This window comes from Bradyrhizobium sp. P3_C3 (assembly GCF_056402655.1).
This window is the reverse complement of record NZ_JBFUGY010000079.1, coordinates 1-16,145: the sequence shown is the minus strand read 5'-3', so window position 1 is coordinate 16,145 and position 16,145 is coordinate 1. Positions and strand designations below refer to the sequence as shown.

Here is a 16,145-nt window from a genome sequence, read left to right as displayed (position 1 = left end):
CCCTTATGGCTGGGGGTACCTTGTAGAGCGCAGGGATCAGGAAAGCCGAACGCAGGAGTGCAGGACCGCGGTCCTGAAGCCCGAGCCGCAAGGCGATGATGGCTTTTCTCCGAGTGCCTTCCGAATTACCAACCGACTAGGCTTCACTTTTCAAGTGTGAGAATCCAGTGCAAATGCTGAACCTGCAAAGCAGCAACGTTTTGTAAACGGACCTCGAGATTGTACACTTCGTAGAGAAAAGCGAGATCAAGTCTTAGAGCTTCTGAATCGGTGGCGACCCAGAGGTTGCGTTTGAGTTCTATTTCGGGGGCAAAACTTGTGACAGCAAGCGAGCGATCTGTCAGAACCCTTTTCGCAGTAGCAAGACGCTCCTCGATCTCAGATGGTTCCTCACCCGCAGCCCATCGAAGTGCTGCAAGGTCATAAAATAGCACATGTGCGTCAGGTGAGAACCATTTGCGTACGAGTTGAAGCAAGCCAGAGTCCAGGATCCGCTTGGCAAATTCGTGATCAACGTCACGATACCAGTCAGATTGCTCTCGTGCCGCCTTAGCAAGGAGGCTAAGTCCGTGCGAGTATGTTTCAAGCTCGACGCCGGCGTGTTTAAACGTCGCCTTCATCTTTTGGACAATGGCCTGTTTTATTTCAACTTCCTCAAAGTGAACGCTTTGCGAAGACGGTCCGTCTAGAAAGCCAAACGTTCCGCCGAAAACATCTAAGCGCTCGACATCAATTTCTTCGACGCAGGAATCCGTAACGTCCTCAAGTGATGCAGACTTGACGATGTCCCCCGGCGTTACCTTTGAACTCTGGCGGTCAACAATAGGAAGTCCGGCAGATTCATAGGACGCAGATACGAGCTGCGAACAAAACCATTGCCCTTTGTTGATCGATGGAACGACCGGGAGCAATGAAGTGAGCATATCTTCGTCGGCATATTCTCTCGTAACCTGCCCCTCTGCAAATCTTGCAGCGGCCAGTAGCTTCTCTCGGAGTGACGAACTTTCACGGTAACGAAAGACCCGAACATTGTTTTTGTCGAGTATTGCGTGTCGGTTGAGAGAAAGCCTCACGACGCCGAAATCACCGGATTCCACCGCTATTGGAGGGCGAACAACTATAAGGACGTGCGAAAAGTCATGCCCTGTTGCTAGCCTGATTGCCCCACTGATAAACGATCCAGGCGTGCGAGTGGCCACTATATCGCCTGGTGCAAGGCTATCGGTCCGCAAAACCCAGCGGGGATTATCTGTCAATCCCAGTGCAATGTTGTGCTTCTTCGACACAGCCTGCTCTCCTTCTTCAGGGTCAACAGGGAAGTGCAACGAACGAATGACAAGCTACCGCATCTTGATGCGGTCGTGCAACGCACTACACACCTAGAAAGGCAGGTGGCTGATTTGAGCAGCTAAGAGCCAAACGGTAAAGCAGTCGAATTGCTGCAACGCACGAATCAACCTGTAGATGATCGCAAATAGAGCCGAGGTAGAAATTCTCAGCGGAGTGAACAAAAGAACGAAGCCGATGTTGCGGTCAACAAGCAAACAAAACATGTTTGTAGATATTCGTCAGACAACCGTCTGTGACTCCCTTAGGGGGAAAGCTGGAGACGCTTGGCGACGGCAGCTGAAAAAATTCAATCTCTCGGCCGCCAAGCACAGCCGTTACTATGGGGGTCATGAACGGCGCAGCAAATTTGGCGCACTCGGCACTGGCATCAAACTGTGCAACTGACTCTGATGACGATTTTCGGTCAGCAAGCGTTCGCTCAAACGCATCATACAGATCAAGCTTGCTCAGAGACTGAAATGTCCACCTCGCCGCTACTTCAGCCGTGAAGGCGAGTCTTTCAATTTGGCGATGTTCGTCGAGCACACGATGAAGGTCAGTCAGGTCCTGAGTTTGAGGGGCAATAATATCTTTATCAAAGGAGCTGCATTCCGGCGTTCTTGCGTAGGTCTGCAGCACATCCTTCATCCAAATACCGTGCCTTACGAGAAACTTGCATGCTGCCGCCTGGTACTCGGCAGCCGGAGCTTGATCCTCCGGCAGCGGCGTGTTGAACGATTTTGCAATCGTATTCATGAACTTCCAGAACCGGTTCTTTCCTGATCCATAGAAGAAATGAAAGTCGAGGGGATTGCCCCCCTCGCCCGCACAATTGGGGTTACCAAATCTCGGGGGCGGTGCCGTACCGACGACTAAGGTGCGTGTGCTCTCTGGAATCGGGTGAGCGTCGTTAAACGGATGAGTTTCGATAAAGGTCATTTCTAGCTCCGGGCCTTTTCTCAGCCGACACGGTTAGTCTAAAGATACGTTCAGCTGCCGACCGGTTTGGACTGAGAGATGTCGTATCCCCACATGAACAGTGCGGCTTCAATCTCCCTTGGACTAGCCCCGGACGCAACATTTTGAATGAGCGTGGAAGTGAGGCGCACCATCGAAGCGTGGCAAACATCCCTCTGGCTGCCAAACAGTCGACCAAACGGGAAATCGGCAGTTGATGGGTTTCTGCGCCTTTCATTCGCTACGGCAAACCGCAACTCGTTAGGAACGTTCTTACCTCGCTCTTCGGCGAACCTGATCGCAAAGAAGGCCAGCGCAGCGGCCACCCGACTGTCGTAGATAACCAGCCGCTCCTCTTCGTCTGCAAGGCTCACAATCTTTGTGATGGCCGAGTTCATTATAAGGTCGTGGCCGTCAAACCGTACGAGAGATAAATGATCGTCTCGGAGCAGACGTATCGAATCTAGAAGCTTCGTGCAGAGAACCTCGCTGTTACGATCCAACCAGTCGAAAGTGCGTTTCTGGCGATGGGGATTGTCTACGCCACCCCAGGCAAGGATTTTGCGGATGACCCTCAATGCATCGGCATTGGCCCCCTTGTGGATGGCTGCTCTCAATTTTGCTGAGTGGATCGCCAACTCCCTGGACGTTACCTCAAAGTCACTGCCGTTCCAGAAGTATTTCAGCCTAGCATCGTTTAGCCCGTAAGCGGTCCAGACGCCCTGAGGGTCAAGCCGTCGGGACCAGACCGCTGACCTGCCGCTCAGAGGGACCGAATAACTATGTCTGCGGGAGCCGTGCCACTCTGAGTTTAGGAATTGGCTGAAGGCCTCTAGATTCGTATCCCGTCTCATGCGCCGTGGCCTGCCAATGAGGGCATGGAAGGTTCATTTGCGCTTCTATTCCGCAGCTCGACGTACCTTGCAGCGAGCCTAGTCCATATCTGATCGACCTTTTCTGCGCCGCCTGCATTTGCGTGTCCCAATCCCCCCGTGTGCGGTACTCCATAGATTTCACTTCCATTGTAAATCGTGTGCGCAGAAGGCACGTAAGCGTCCTTGAGCTTGAGGTCGGGGAGCTTCAGGGCTCGCCGAACAGAGTTGAAGGTCTTTGCGCCAAGACAGATGGCCATAGCCGGCTGCACTATCTTTATCTGGGGAACGGCGTACTCGGAGGCGCAATACAGCATGTCCGCCATCGGAACATTGCCGGTCATGGTGCCCGGCTTTATGAACACCAGGACGTCGGTTGCATAAGTCTGCGCAAACTCAAGACCGAAGTGCGCTTCGAGCAGCGACTTCAATCGCCGGTTTGTTGGCAAGTATTCGTCCTGACCTGCCGCCTTCCTAGCGCTGATCCGCTCGGGCGTATTGTATCTTGGCTCTCTCAGAAACTTCTCCGACGCCCAATCCTGTCCGATGATCATCAAGCCGGCGTCAAGGTTGCATGCGGACTTGGTCCAAGGCACGACGTGTTCGCAATCCCATATACCTTCGTCGAAGCTGTGGAGATGATGGTAGGCCAGCTGAGTTTCACGACGCCTTTTAGTAACCAATTCGGAAAGAGCTGATGCTTTGTTCAAAATATTCCAACCAAAAACAGGTCGAGTTGCAGCGAAGAGCCGAATCAACTCTTATGATTGCAAATACTGGAGGAATAGCGATGCGGGTTCAACTGACTGTTTTTGCTACGGCCATCTTGGCCTTGAGCACAGCAAAGGCATCAGCATTCTCGATGCACTTTCGCTGGTGCGGGCTAAGCTCTCCAGTGTTCTCTGTGAGCGGTGTGCCGAAGGGTACAACCACGCTGCAATTCCACATGGTTGATCTCCAGGTCCCAAGCTACAACCATGGTGGAGGATCGGTGCCGTACAAGGGGCAGTCGACAGTAGCTTGTGGCGCTCTGCAGAACTATTCGCCACCAAGCCCACCGAGCGGCAGCCATTCGTATCAGATCACTGTCACCGCATTCGGCCCGAGTAATTCGAACTTGGGGTCGGCGACCTTCACGAGGGAATTCCCAGAGAAGAAGTGATCTGCCGCTGCATACCTGCAGGCCTTGCGCATAAGGCGGCATGGCTCGGATGGTGGCCGCCGCTATGGCTGGCGGTGCCCGTACATGCAGGAATCAGAGAATCGAAGGATCAGCAGTACAGGACCATTAGATCCTGTAGCCAAGCCGCAAAGCGAATGGCTTTCCTTCAAAGCCGATAGGCAGCACTACAGTGCTGCGTTCTTGGATAGCTCATTTGGGGTGCCGGCTCGCATGATAAGACAAGTTAGCGTGTTGCGGCGTATTCGAAGCACGCCGAGGGCACGCCCGTGCAGACTTTGCAGCGATTCCATGGGATCCGTCAAAACGTGTGGCCCTGGCACATATCGCCAGACCCCAATGTGAAGCCGGCTCATTTAGCGCCCGTGATTCGTCAGGCTAAGCAATGTGCCAGAACTCTCCATCTGGCTCGATTTTGGTGGCGGAATGACATCATTTTGGGGCAACTTCATTGGAAACGCCGAATCTCCAAGGCTCATCTCCATGGCTCACCGCTCCTTCGTCGCATTCGCTTCCCGAGACTCTGTTCTCGCAGATACCATCACTCGAGCGTGCGAGGATGCAACTGGAAGTGCCGTCGAACTCGTTTGCTGGAATATGAATGATGCGTCGGGCCAACCTCTCGGTTCAACGGTATACGGCTGGGTCGAAGACGCCGACTCTATCGTGGCCGATATCTCAGAACCCAATCACAATGTTACGTACGAGGTCGGCCTCGCTCTCGGCATGGCTAAACCGCTTCGCCTTGTTCGCTCACAAAGCAAGGACTGGTCCAAAGTCCAGGAAATAGGCCTGTTGCACAACATTGGGCATGACTCCTACTCGAATCAATCGACGCTCAAATCCATTCTTGAGAAGGGGCCACCAGCCACTGCACCCTGGCGACATCCACGCAAAAATCGAGAAGCTCCGATCTACTTCTTGCAGCCGTCAACGGCGAGTGCGGTTAATAGCAGGGTTGCCAGTGGAATAAAAAAGATCGTTCGGAAACGATTTCGGAGTTTCAATCCCAGAGAAATTGACCGTCTTACTGCATCTGAGGCGTTCTCTCAGGTTGCCGCTTCACTCGGCATAATAGCAACATGGCATAGTGACGCCGAACCAGAGTCATTTAGACAGAATCAGAGGGCGGCCTTTGCCATAGGTTTGGCTCGTGGATTGGGATTGCCGTTCTTGTTGCTGGCGCCGGAGGGGCTCCACCTCCCGCTAGACTTAGATGAAATCGCTTCACGCTATAATAAGACAACCGACGTTGATGGTCATCTAAGAGGCCTAAAAGAGGAGCTGGAAGAGTTCGAGGAGGACTTCGTAGAGGCTCGTGAGCTTGAGGATAATCTCCTCGACTCTGTTAGCTGCGGCGATCCGACGGCGGAAAACGAAGCGGCGACCCTGTCGGACTACTTTCTTCAGACCGAACAGTATCGCCTGGCGTATCGAGGCGAGTTGAACGTCATCCTCGGAAGAAAGGGCAGCGGAAAGTCGGCAATTTTTCTCCAAGTACGAGACAACATCCGAGTCAAGAAGGAGAATATCGTTGTCGACCTTGCACCGGAGAACTACCAGCTTCTTAAGCTGAAGGAGTTCGTGCTCGAAAAGCTTGCTCTCGGCACCCGGAAGGAATTCATCTCCGCCTTTTGGGAGTACATTGTACTGCTTGAGATTACATACAAGCTTCTGGAGAAAGATCAGAAGCGGGCCAAGTATGACTCTCAACTTCAAGAGCGGTATCGCAGACTTGAGAGCGCATACAACTCTCGTGTTGATACTGGCTCAGGCGACTTCTCAGAGCGACTGACGAGACTCGCCGACCGGATAGTTGAGAGGTTTAAGCACCGAGAGTCGGCCGATCAATCTACTCTATCGTCGAGCAAAGTATTGGAGATCGTCTACGGAGCAGAAATTCGCACCCTGAGAGACGAGATCAACGCTTACTTGAAGATTAAGGGAGTCGTCGTTTTTCTTTTTGACAATATCGATCGCTTTTGGTCGCAAGCCGGTTTTGATTCTGTAGATGCGCTAATCATCGTCGGGTTGATTGAGGCTCTTCAAGAGGTGAAGAAGCGTTTCGCCCGAGTGAAAACTGACTTCGATTGGGTGACATTTATCCGCAGTGATGTTTTCGAGTTTGTCGTCAAGGCAATGGCCGACTACGGAAAAGTGCCGGTGGCTAGCGTTGAATGGAACGACGAGCAGCTGCTACTCAGTTTGCTCGAACATAGGGTGATGTCTCATTTCACCGGCAAAAGCGTGAACTGGCCCGACTTGTGGAAGACCGTGAGCGTTGCCGCAGTGCGTGGCACTCCTACTCTGCATTTTTTGTCGGAATCCTCGCTAATGCGACCTCGCTATCTCATCAGATTATTTGAAACTGCGAGACGTCGTGCGGTTACGCTGAGACGTTCCAAGATTGAGGAAGAGGATTATCTCAAGGCTCGTGAAGAGCTTGGATGGCAAGTCTTGGAGGATGTTAGCCACGAACTGTTCGATATAGTCCCGGAAGCGGAGGACCTGCTCTACGACCTGACGACGCTTGGCTCTCAAACGAGTCTGGCGGACCTGAAGCTAGCTATTGAAAAAAAGGTCGACGGCGACAAGGTCGATGCCGTGATAGATGTGCTTGTATGGTCTGGCTGTATCGGCGTTGTAGGACCGAAGGGACCCACCTACATCGCCGATTGCGGCTTTAGGAGGCCTTTTATCCGTTCCCTGATGGAGCAGGCTGCTGCTGGCAAATCTATTTTGCTTCATCCCACGCTGTGCTCGCTCATATCCTAGGGGTGGTGTTAGTAAGAAGGCAGTTGCCACCTCGAGAGGTGGCAACTGCTCTCAGCTTGCAAGGACACTCTATCGCCTTGCTTACTCGCTAGGCTGCCTTGCGGGGCGGTATGGGCCTGGCCGCCTTGCTTGCCTCGCTCAATTGTGAATCGAGCTCACCAGCTCGGACAGCCTTGATCAGAGCGTCAATGACGCTGGTGAGCTTCTCCAGCGGCCCGACTGCAATTGCTGCCCTACCTTTCTCGAACTCGATGCGCTTCGATCCGACCTTCACAGTCATCACGTATCCGCCGTTCTGATCCTGCTGCCACCATTTGCTCGTGCGGAGCGGCCTCTCGACGAGCACCCTCTCGCCGCCTTCTTTCTTTTCCCAGCGCTTGATGCGTCGCTGGTACAGCGGGTCAGCGAGCAGCTTCTTCTGATCTTCCAAGCGGGACACCATGCGTTCCCGCTTGATAATCAATGGGTCAGAGCTGACTTTGGGCTGCGGGACGAAAGTGAGGGACTTCAAAATGGACGTCGACATTTCGTGGCTCCTGGGTCTTGGATGACGTAACGCCAATCCGACATACAGCCTTCGATCAGGCCGTCGAGCCAAAAAGGCCAATGCTGCTTTGAAGCTTCGGCAACGAAGCGCAATGGACTCGAACTGTTCGGAGGCAAAGCACATGCTATCGTCCCTCGGCGTCTTGAGGATCACGGCTCGAAATAAAAGCAACGAGAGTTCGTCGACCTTGCTGGGCAAGCCCTTCCGCTTTTGATTGCTAGGTTACCCAAGGTAATTGACAGACTGAACGTGATTTGTAGTTCTTACCCGCACGGTGATGGGGTTCAGCATGAGAACCTCTCGGATAAGCCTCCGTAATCGGCTAGCAGCCAGCGCCTGGCTGCTAGGTTTGGTAGGTTCGCTTGTCAATCCTGCAGCTGCTGCCGATATCTATCCCGTGAAAGGCGTTTGGGTCGCACCCAATCCCGATTTCCCCATTGGAGCCGATGAAGCGTGCTTCACCATCAGACTCTTAGGCATCGAAGCAGTCGCTCAAAAATCCATTGCTGAACTTCTGATCTTCAATGACAACAAGCGGTACGACCTCAAACATGATGCGCAAGTGAGCACGCTGTCCTCCATCAAACCCCTAGGGGACGGCTATTGGATAACCGAATTGCTCGACGTTCGGAGGCGCTTCTGGTTCAGACAAAAGATTTCTTATCTTTTGGCAATGATTGATCCCACTACCATCGAGATTACAAAAAATGGGCACAGAACAAGGTTTTTGAAATGCGGTCCTCGAAGAAAATTGCCTATCTGACTTCGAGCGCAATTGTGCACGAGTTCGAAGGCGCCTTGATGACCGGTCGCTCGACCAATTCGGGCAGCCCAATGCTAGTTCTTCGGCGTCATTTGCAGCCATGTTGAATCGAAAAGGCCCGGGCGTACCCGGGCCTTTTGCTAGTTACTTCTGTTGCTGGCTCTTTGAGTGGGCTTGATCGCTGTGCTGGTTCGCCGTCTGTGAATGCTGCTTTGCCATATTCGAATGTTCCTTGCCCTTGGCATGATCGCCCTTGCCGTGATGCTCGGCAGCAGAGCGATGGGCCTTGGCAGCGTTGTCGTGGTGTTCTGCCGCCTTATTGTGTTCATCTCTAGCCATAGTAAGCCTCGTGTTGACTCAGCCGCCCAGTGATCGACCAAGACCGCCCAGTTTAATTGGTTCCGAAATTGTTGCCGATTATCAGTCACGACTTTGGTTTCGGGGAGGGAGAATAGGTGTTTTGCTACTGAGTTTTGCTTGGGAATGGAACGACCAGAAGAACGAGCCGTTGACGCTCCGACGATTACCCGGGGAAAACAATGAAACCTTTAACGGCCCTTATGGTCTCCCTGCTTCTCTCAGCCGGGTGCATAGCATGCGTAAAGCCTGCCACAGCTACAGAACAGACTGCAGCCTCGGCGAGCGCAATGCCTGCAGTAGATTGTTCAAAGGAAGTCTGGCCGAACTTCTCTCCTTCGTGTCTCCGCACCGCTGGAACAATGGAAGTGCGGAGAGTTATCGTTAATCGCGCTCAATGAGCCGAGAGAGCAGATCGTGAAAGACTTCGGTAATGCTTCCTTTTCGCCCGACAAGATCGCAATCTTGAAAGCGGCGATGGATGCCGCAATTACGACGCTACCCGAGCCGGTAAGTTCGACCAACGTTCAATTGATTGCTGAATCGATTCTTCGCCACGCCAAGAATGGTGAGCTGGATCCCCTAACGCTAGGACGAATGGCCTTGCTCGAGCTACAAATCACGCCTCATGCCTGACCGGACGACCTTGTTCGACACCAACGTTTCTCGCCGGTGGACATTCACCAACTTGATTGACGTCTTGAGAACCGTCTTACCTAAGCCGCTCGTAAGACGCCCTGTGTAGCCTTTCTTGAGAAGAAAAAGGGGAAGGCATGTTTATCGGTTTGCGGATCGTGATACTGCTGTGCAGTGCTTCCGCTGGTTGGCAGACGGCGAGCGTCCAATGCGGCGAACTGCCAGAGTCTCAGCAGCAAGTGCGATTCCAGATGCCGTAGGCCAACTATGAAGAAGCTGACACCTCAGGTCAAAAGTGAGCCGCCACGCCACGTAAAGCGTGCCGACATCGCGCCAGCCATCGGTTTTGCGATAGTTGTCGATGGATGTTTCAAGACTGAGTTCGACGACGAGAAGGCGGCAGAGAGAGCGGCAGCCGAGTTGCGGACTAAGTATCCGACGCTGAAGATCGAGATCTACGACGCATCATCGAAGGCAAGGTCGTTGGCGAAGTAACCACCGCTGCATCGCAACAACGATGCTAACCACGTTTCCAGCTTTAATCTATCTTTAGCGATCTGCTAACAACACCAGTCCCAAGGTCGTCTCAAACGGAGGCGGCCTATGCCTTTGATGAAGTATTTTGGGTTCGTCGGCAGCGCTTTAGTCCTTTTGCTGATCGGAATCGGCTGGTGTTTCCCGCAACCGGTCACGGTGTCACTAGGAAGCTTTGCCGAGCGACCAGCCATCAGGATAGCATCGGCCGAACAGTTACCTGAGCGGGTGATCATAGATACCAGCGTGCCGACGATCGTTCCACCACCTAGCGTGTTGGAGTTTGCTGATCGATGGCCGCAAGAAGCAGTTGCAGTTGCAGCCATCGATCAAGTCTCCAGGCCCGTGACTACCAGAGTTCCTGCGCCAACTGGCCAAGTATCGAAGCTGAAAATGCCTGCAAAGCAAGAGCCAACGAAGAAAATCGCCGCCCATCGAGCAGCGCCGAAGCCGAGCCTCGAATCAGCAAAGAGTGACAAGGTGCCAGCTTCGCCTGCGGTTACAAGATTGTCCCTACTGGACGTCCTAAAGGACGGCGTGGAGCAGACGCAAGCCAAACTACTAGCGAGCCTTGAGCCTCTGACTGCTCATATCTCAACACTCCGACCCGAGACACGGTGACAAATGTCGCCCTCATCGTCATTGACGGCACCTGCTACCAAAATGCTTCAGGAGCCGGCTGGAGGACGAATCTGCTAGGCAGGCCATCGAGCCGGGGACGAAGTTGCCTCTGCAAGCCGTCGGACATGACGACAACCGTCTTCGTGCCGACCTGCTGTCTAAACCCCGTATTTCGTCCGACCGCCTGTGAAATTTGAGCGGCGTAGTACTTTGCGACGGTGTCTGTCTGCCCGATCCATTCGCCCAGCACGTTGAGCTCAGCGTAAACGTCGGGCGCTAAAAACGTCACGATGATGAAAATGTCCTTGTCGGATAGTCCGTTGTGCCCCTTCATGCTTTGAAAAGTCATGGCCCGCTCGCCCTTCAACAGGTCCAAACCGTTTGCGATCACCACGGCTGCGCCGTTGCTGGTCAGAATCTCACGAACAAGCTTCTGAATTTCTTCGGCCCTTGCTCGCCGATCCTTCACGAGCGGCACATCGATCGGATAAAGGGGCGGAAGTTCATCGAATCTTAATTGAAAGAGAGGCCGATTCTCTTTCATGTAGATCGCCACAATAGAGTCGGCGGTGAATGCCTCGGTGGTCAAATAGATAATACGAGCCGTCCCGGCGAACGGCCATCGCTTTGCCCCGAGATAGAAAGACCTCTGGTGCGAACTGAGATAAATGGCCTTGGCGCTATTCTCTCGTCCAAACGGCTGCGCATAATAGTCTACATCCACCCGCTCCAGGGTGCTGAGGTCGAGATGTCGCAGCTCGGAATAGGTCTCGAACTTCATGTCATGCGGAATTGCGCCCGAATGCCGAACCTTCTCAAACAGGTAACGCTGGCTTTCAACCGTCGTATGCTTCCAGTCCGCCTCGTTCACGCTCGTCAAATGAGTGTGCAACTCTGAGGTAAGAAGCCAGATCAACTCGTCGAACTCGGGTTCGTCGAAAACTACATCTTGCAGGATAGTGGTATCCCGCATCGTCTTGGCATCGGCGGCGGTGACGAATGGGTCGAATTCAGGATGATGCCAAGTTCGTGTGACGCGACTTTCCACCCAGCTCATCACAGTCGCATGCGTGGTGAACACCATCGTGTTGCTGTTGAAAGTGGACCTGCCCGCCTGATCACGCCACAAGTCTTGGCGCACGGCCTCCAGCCGCTTAAAAACAGCCGGCTGGGCCTGCCTTATCTCACCTAACAGAGCGAGAACATCAGTCTGGTGCTCAAAGGCGGCTTTCGTGATGGGGGTGGTGTCTGCCCATCGGCAAGCGTCAACGTAATGGCTCCAGAACGAGCGCCAAACAAAGGCTCGACGCCCTGTCTCTTGCTCATATTCTCTGGCTTTCTCGACGGCCTGCCGTTCGCTACGGAAAGCAAAAGCGTTGAAACGAACTCGACCGTCTTGAGGTCCCAAGGCGGTATCGAGCGCTTCATTGGCCATGATTTCGAAAAGCAATCTAGTTTTCCCGATGCCTTCCGCCGACTCGATGATGGCGGGCATGTTGAAGGAACGGATGGTGGTGCAGTTAGCTCGCAGCTTGTCTCGATAGATCGTTTGAAGCTGTCCGTGGTCCATGGTCGTGTAGAGCGGGAAATTATCTCGTAGGCTTTGCTCCAGGGTCTCCTTGATGGGCTTCCCCCGACGGGTCTTGTGTAATGCAAGGCCCTTGAGGCTTTTGTTCCGTGCGGAAACGTCCACGGTCGTCTGATGACGCATCAAGCCAAAGCGTAACGCCAAGTGCGTCCCAAGCTCATTCGCCGTAAGCTCCCCAGGCAGGATGAAAGTGCCATCGGGCGCACCTCCACCTTGGATGAGCAACTGGTTATGGTCGCCTCGACAGACGGTCGACGGAGTCTTGTCGTTGGGGTGGTTCTGAAACTTGAAGACCCATTCGTGCCTGTCCCACCACATGTCGATGGGCTTCGGAAACTCCCCCCATTCCATCTTGCACATCTCAGACAGTTCGGCAGTCACCTGGGTCCCCACCTCTGATCGTGCGCCCCCAGTCGGCGCCGGTGCCTTGATCGCTAGCGATCGGACTTGAAATTTAATATCCGGCGGGACGAGGTACCTCTGGCTGCCTTTTGCCGAACGCTTCCAGCGGATGTTTTCGCTGAGGACCAGCTGAGGAACGACCGTGCCAGCCTTCAGCCTGAGAATGTCCGAATCATCCTCGATAGTTCTGAGGCCCCAGGGCATACGGCGGAATTGATGGGACCTTCGCATGACGTGGTCAGGCGGCACCGTCGAGCAGAGCACCTCGTTACAAAGACCGGCAACCCTGTCGTAATATGTTGCGTAGACCCCCTCCATCAGCGCAGCTTGTTCGGCGTAAGCGGGCCACCGTTCCATGGCTGATTGCACAGACGGGGCATTCACCAGATGCGTCGTGTCAAAGACGAAATGCAGGTGGACGGAGCGGTGCCCGCTCCAGACCGCACAGTAGCCGTTGTAGTCTCGATAGCTGCGCAACTCCTCGTTGATGATGTGGATCTTCCCATTATTCGATGTCCACTCGATGCCCTCCTCAAGACTTTCTACAGTCGCATGGTCATGCTCGACCGTAGCAACAAGAAATCCCGCATTTGTGACACGGAGAGACGGCTTAACGTCAAGGCTGCCGGACAAATCAGGCTGTCGGCTACTCGGCAGCAACAAGGAATTGCAAAAGTAGCGAAGGTCCGTCCCGGCGCTTGCCGAAAGCTCGGTTGGGACGATGTCAAAATTAGTGAGCTTGTCGGTAGTTGCGACGTTCGAGACGAGCGGAACGTACAGACCCCGCTTGGAATCCTTTGCGCACGACAGCAGATGACCAGCTAACGCCATCTTCTGACCGGGCGTGCGACGCCGGGAATCGTCGATTGCTGCAAGGCGACGGCGTGCAGTTTCGGACATCGGAAGGCGCCGAAAGTCGACACCACTGCCGCTATCCCGTAGCCCGTTCTTCTTGGACATTATTTGTCCGCTCGATTGCGCCAATCTTCGAGAGCGCCTTCCGTGAAGTGGTTCAAGAGCGACTTTGCGTCCAAAGTTCCAGTCGCTTCGAACTGGGCAACGAGCCGCTCAATCGAGCCATCTGACAGCATTGAAACCAGACACAGCAAGGACCAGGCAGGAAGAGCGTCACCGAACGTTTCCTGAAGAAGTCGAAGGCGTTTACTCATCGTATCGAGTACGTAGAGCGTGGCATCACTTTCGTTCAGACCGATTTTCTCGTAGAATCGGATGAGGTGCGTCGGATTAAGAGCGGAGTTCGCTTCGTTCCAGATTGCCAGCTGTTCAGTCAAACCGGCCGCCCCGAAGGGCGTCTCATTTTTGAAATTGACGGCAAATCGAAAGGCTCGCTCAAGTCCTTCGACGGCGTAGGGGTCCAGAAAGGAATGCTTAGAGGAAGTGTCCATTGGGCTCTTTAGAGATACGGGCGGGGTTGAAATTGGTCGTAGCGAAGCAACCAGCGACTCGGATCGAAACGCCGTTTGCATGCGTGAATGGGCAGCAGAAGTGCTGCCCCTGCAGGCTCTTCGTGCTTGGATTTTTGCTGAACGTCGCCTGAGCAGGCCACGATCCGTATCGCTACGGGCGTCGCATTTTATGCGCTTCTATTTTTCGTTTCGAGTGCATCCAATGCACTTCGTCCTCCCCACACGTGATGAGGTAACAGCGACATCGCTAGATCTCAAAGGTCGCCGACCTTCGATCAATTCGCCAACGATGCATTTTCGCAGTTCATCTCCTCTGCGGCGAACTTCGCCAAGTATTCCGAACGACACGCTTCGATCTCCGCCAAATCCAGGTAGTGCTCGGCACCGCTGATACGGCTTGCTCGAATATCTCCAAGGTAGAGGTAGAATGACTGCCACTCGCCGTTGGTGTCGTCATCCATGGCCGTCAGTTGTTTGCGAGTGAGGCGCCCTCGCATCCAGCTTCGCATGTGAACGAGCCGCTTATCCGAATATGGCAGCACGACCTCTAAGCGATGCTCCGCATAGGTTGAGAACAGCGGAGACATTTCGGGATTAAGCGTCAGCCAGACGCCCTTGATTGCTCCGACAACTTGTTCGGGCCAATCCGAGATTGGTTGGGCTTTGAGTCCCACAGACAAGATTTTTGGTACCGCTCGCTTGCTGGTAAAATGAAAGAAAGGCGTGGCTACGCTCTTCCCGGTTGACCGTCGTTTCACGTGAACTACTTCCGTCATGACTGTTTGCGTCAAAGAACAATCTCCATTCGAGCAAACGACAGCGTTCAACGGGCGACAGCGCCGCTGACAGCCAAGAGGCCAGGCCATCGTTCATGTGGATTAATCGAAGGGCGTGACCTTCGATGCCGCGCAAGGTAGCGAATGCGGAAAAATCTGGCTAACCTTTTGTTTTTTCAGATGTTTTTTCAAATCTTTTGTCAAACATTTCAAATGTTCGCCTATGCCGCTGTTCAGGAACGACTTTTTTCTATGGGGAGCATCATATGCACTTGGCGCCCTTAAGTTGCGATATAACTAATTGATTGTGCTAGCGGAATTGCTATTCACGTTGTCGTTACTGAAAGCCATCATCGCCTTGCGGCTCGGGCTTCAGGACCGCGGTCCTGCACTCCTGCGTTCGGCTTTCCTGATCCCTGCGCTCTACAAGGTACCCCCAGCCATAAGGGTGGCCACTAATAGATATATTAGTCCTGGTGCTTATGAGGGGGGTAGGCGTGCATGTATAGAGCGCAATCACCAGCGATCCACGTTCGTCACCACTTAGCCAATAAATCTATTGGGGTTCTTGCGGCGCAGCCGCTGCGAAGCCTATTTCGGTGGCGTGTCGTAGAGCGGCTTGCCTTTGTCGACGATATGGACCGTCAGCAGCTTGATCGTCTTGTCGCCAACGACTTTGTAAGCACCATGTGGCGTGTCTCGTACGCTCAGGCCAACGGTGCCAGTCGGGATCGGCATCTGCTTTCCATCGGGCAGTTCGATCGTACCCCCTTCGAGGAAGTAATATGACTCGTCGCCATGATGAATGTGGCGCATCGAGACATCACCGGGCTTAAGCTCGCTAATGCTCGTGATGATCTCCATGTTCGTCCCGGTCAGGTCGCCTCGCTTCAGCTCTTTACGAAACGGGGAGTCCTGCGCACTAGCGGCTGTCACCGTCATCAAAGTCAAGGCAGCTGCGAAAATCGCCTTCATTGCAATGCCCTCGCTCAAAATGGAGTTGAGTATCGTCTGACACCGCAAGCTTCCCGGAAATTTAGACTGGCGGCAAGGTTGTCTTCGGTGCCTGATACATCCCGCAGCGCATCAATTTCCCCGGTGAAACTTCGGTCGCTACTCGCACCCCAAAGCGCTACCAGCTACCCCGCAGCCCAAGACGAAGCCCGACGATGCGTTCGAGCCCGCTGAGGGCGCCGAGACACTGGGGCCGAGCGAAAACGCATCAGAGGCTCGGAGAATGCTAGGGCGCATCGGCACCCCGAGATGCATAGGAGAAGAGGCAGGGTCCTAGACAAAAGATTGACACCGCAAACTTCAGGACTGCAAGCTGCTGAAACAATTCCGAGATTTTACTTCCACTACAAGTACAAGCATACAAGCA

At 53.8% G+C, this 16,145-nt stretch carries 16 protein-coding genes; 6 read left to right on the top strand and 10 right to left on the bottom strand.

The window, feature by feature from the left end; genetic code table 11:
* Positions 1 to 143: 143 nt before the first annotated feature.
* The 4 genes from AC1DW2_RS41650 to AC1DW2_RS41635 form a co-directional block, all read right to left on the bottom strand.
* Positions 144 to 1,286 (bottom strand): hypothetical protein, encoded by a 1,143-nt coding sequence (locus tag AC1DW2_RS41650; protein WP_477008990.1) that lies wholly within the window; start codon positions 1,284 to 1,286, stop codon positions 144 to 146.
* A 247-nt stretch (positions 1,287 to 1,533) separates the two neighbouring features.
* Positions 1,534 to 2,268, bottom strand: coding sequence for a uracil-DNA glycosylase family protein (locus AC1DW2_RS41645; RefSeq protein ID WP_477008989.1), 735 nt, complete (start codon positions 2,266 to 2,268; stop codon positions 1,534 to 1,536).
* 50 nt (positions 2,269 to 2,318) lie between these two features.
* Entirely contained in the window at positions 2,319 to 2,903 is a 585-nt protein-coding gene (locus tag AC1DW2_RS41640) for a hypothetical protein (protein WP_477008988.1), read from the bottom strand.
* A 233-nt stretch (positions 2,904 to 3,136) separates the two neighbouring features.
* On the bottom strand, positions 3,137 to 3,916 hold the full coding sequence (locus AC1DW2_RS41635; protein ID WP_477008991.1) for a uracil-DNA glycosylase family protein: 780 nt from the start codon (positions 3,914 to 3,916) through the stop codon (positions 3,137 to 3,139).
* Here AC1DW2_RS41635 and AC1DW2_RS41630 point away from each other — a divergent pair.
* Both AC1DW2_RS41630 and AC1DW2_RS41625 read left to right on the top strand, forming a co-directional pair.
* Positions 3,856 to 4,320 (top strand): phospholipid-binding protein, encoded by a 465-nt coding sequence (locus tag AC1DW2_RS41630; protein WP_477008987.1) that lies wholly within the window; start codon positions 3,856 to 3,858, stop codon positions 4,318 to 4,320. The genes AC1DW2_RS41635 and AC1DW2_RS41630 overlap by 61 nt on opposite strands.
* A 405-nt stretch (positions 4,321 to 4,725) precedes the next feature.
* Complete coding sequence (locus AC1DW2_RS41625) at positions 4,726 to 7,113, top strand: P-loop ATPase, Sll1717 family (RefSeq protein ID WP_477008986.1); 2,388 nt, start codon at positions 4,726 to 4,728, stop codon at positions 7,111 to 7,113.
* Between the two features lie 88 nt (positions 7,114 to 7,201).
* Here the strand turns inward: AC1DW2_RS41625 and AC1DW2_RS41620 are convergent, their stop codons facing one another.
* Positions 7,202 to 7,639, bottom strand: a complete 438-nt coding sequence (locus tag AC1DW2_RS41620) for a DUF6641 family protein (protein WP_477008985.1) — start codon at positions 7,637 to 7,639, stop codon at positions 7,202 to 7,204.
* Between the two features lie 310 nt (positions 7,640 to 7,949).
* Here AC1DW2_RS41620 and AC1DW2_RS41615 point away from each other — a divergent pair, with 310 nt between their 5' ends.
* Positions 7,950 to 8,423 (top strand): hypothetical protein, encoded by a 474-nt coding sequence (locus tag AC1DW2_RS41615; RefSeq protein ID WP_477008984.1) that lies wholly within the window; start codon positions 7,950 to 7,952, stop codon positions 8,421 to 8,423.
* Between the two features lie 144 nt (positions 8,424 to 8,567).
* Here AC1DW2_RS41615 and AC1DW2_RS41610 read toward each other — a convergent pair whose 3' ends face one another.
* Entirely contained in the window at positions 8,568 to 8,762 is a 195-nt protein-coding gene (locus tag AC1DW2_RS41610; RefSeq protein ID WP_477008983.1) for a hypothetical protein, read from the bottom strand.
* A 435-nt stretch (positions 8,763 to 9,197) separates the two neighbouring features.
* On the opposite strand from AC1DW2_RS41610, the gene AC1DW2_RS41605 reads away from it, so the two are divergent.
* The 3 genes from AC1DW2_RS41605 to AC1DW2_RS41595 all read left to right on the top strand — a co-directional run bounded on the left by AC1DW2_RS41605 (position 9,198) and on the right by AC1DW2_RS41595 (position 10,571).
* Positions 9,198 to 9,416 carry a hypothetical protein gene (locus AC1DW2_RS41605; protein ID WP_477008982.1) on the top strand — a complete coding sequence of 73 codons (219 nt, stop codon included), beginning with the start codon at positions 9,198 to 9,200 and terminating at the stop codon, positions 9,414 to 9,416.
* 267 nt (positions 9,417 to 9,683) lie between these two features.
* Positions 9,684 to 9,911, top strand: coding sequence for a hypothetical protein (locus AC1DW2_RS41600; protein ID WP_477008981.1), 228 nt, complete (start codon positions 9,684 to 9,686; stop codon positions 9,909 to 9,911).
* A gap of 108 nt (positions 9,912 to 10,019) precedes the next feature.
* Positions 10,020 to 10,571 carry a hypothetical protein gene (locus tag AC1DW2_RS41595; protein WP_477008980.1) on the top strand — a complete coding sequence of 184 codons (552 nt, stop codon included), beginning with the start codon at positions 10,020 to 10,022 and terminating at the stop codon, positions 10,569 to 10,571.
* A gap of 34 nt (positions 10,572 to 10,605) precedes the next feature.
* Here the strand turns inward: AC1DW2_RS41595 and AC1DW2_RS41590 are convergent, their stop codons facing one another.
* From AC1DW2_RS41590 to AC1DW2_RS41575, 4 genes are all read right to left on the bottom strand, one after another.
* Positions 10,606 to 13,521, bottom strand: a complete 2,916-nt coding sequence (locus AC1DW2_RS41590) for a hypothetical protein (protein ID WP_477008979.1) — start codon at positions 13,519 to 13,521, stop codon at positions 10,606 to 10,608.
* Positions 13,521 to 13,967, bottom strand: a complete 447-nt coding sequence (locus tag AC1DW2_RS41585) for a hypothetical protein (protein WP_477008978.1) — start codon at positions 13,965 to 13,967, stop codon at positions 13,521 to 13,523. The genes AC1DW2_RS41590 and AC1DW2_RS41585 overlap by 1 nt, the downstream gene beginning before the upstream one ends.
* 296 nt (positions 13,968 to 14,263) lie before the next feature.
* The gene (locus tag AC1DW2_RS41580) at positions 14,264 to 14,779 is read right to left on the bottom strand and encodes a hypothetical protein (protein ID WP_477008977.1); all 516 of its coding nucleotides are present in this window, start codon (positions 14,777 to 14,779) and stop codon (positions 14,264 to 14,266) included.
* 576 nt (positions 14,780 to 15,355) lie between these two features.
* Positions 15,356 to 15,739 carry a cupin domain-containing protein gene (locus AC1DW2_RS41575; protein WP_477008976.1) on the bottom strand — a complete coding sequence of 128 codons (384 nt, stop codon included), beginning with the start codon at positions 15,737 to 15,739 and terminating at the stop codon, positions 15,356 to 15,358.
* Positions 15,740 to 16,145 lie beyond the last annotated feature (406 nt).

Coding starts and splice junctions, on each gene's coding strand:
- AC1DW2_RS41645 (WP_477008989.1), bottom strand. CDS start 2,268: ATGACCTTTATCGAAACTCATCCGTTTAACGACGCTCACCCGATTCCA.
- AC1DW2_RS41630 (WP_477008987.1), top strand. CDS start 3,856: ATGCTTTGTTCAAAATATTCCAACCAAAAACAGGTCGAGTTGCAGCGA.
- AC1DW2_RS41620 (WP_477008985.1), bottom strand. CDS start 7,639: ATGTCGACGTCCATTTTGAAGTCCCTCACTTTCGTCCCGCAGCCCAAA.
- AC1DW2_RS41615 (WP_477008984.1), top strand. CDS start 7,950: ATGAGAACCTCTCGGATAAGCCTCCGTAATCGGCTAGCAGCCAGCGCC.
- AC1DW2_RS41610 (WP_477008983.1), bottom strand. CDS start 8,762: ATGGCTAGAGATGAACACAATAAGGCGGCAGAACACCACGACAACGCT.
- AC1DW2_RS41600 (WP_477008981.1), top strand. CDS start 9,684: ATGAAGAAGCTGACACCTCAGGTCAAAAGTGAGCCGCCACGCCACGTA.
- AC1DW2_RS41595 (WP_477008980.1), top strand. CDS start 10,020: ATGCCTTTGATGAAGTATTTTGGGTTCGTCGGCAGCGCTTTAGTCCTT.
- AC1DW2_RS41590 (WP_477008979.1), bottom strand. CDS start 13,521: ATGTCCAAGAAGAACGGGCTACGGGATAGCGGCAGTGGTGTCGACTTT.
- AC1DW2_RS41585 (WP_477008978.1), bottom strand. CDS start 13,967: ATGGACACTTCCTCTAAGCATTCCTTTCTGGACCCCTACGCCGTCGAA.
- AC1DW2_RS41575 (WP_477008976.1), bottom strand. CDS start 15,739: ATGAAGGCGATTTTCGCAGCTGCCTTGACTTTGATGACGGTGACAGCC.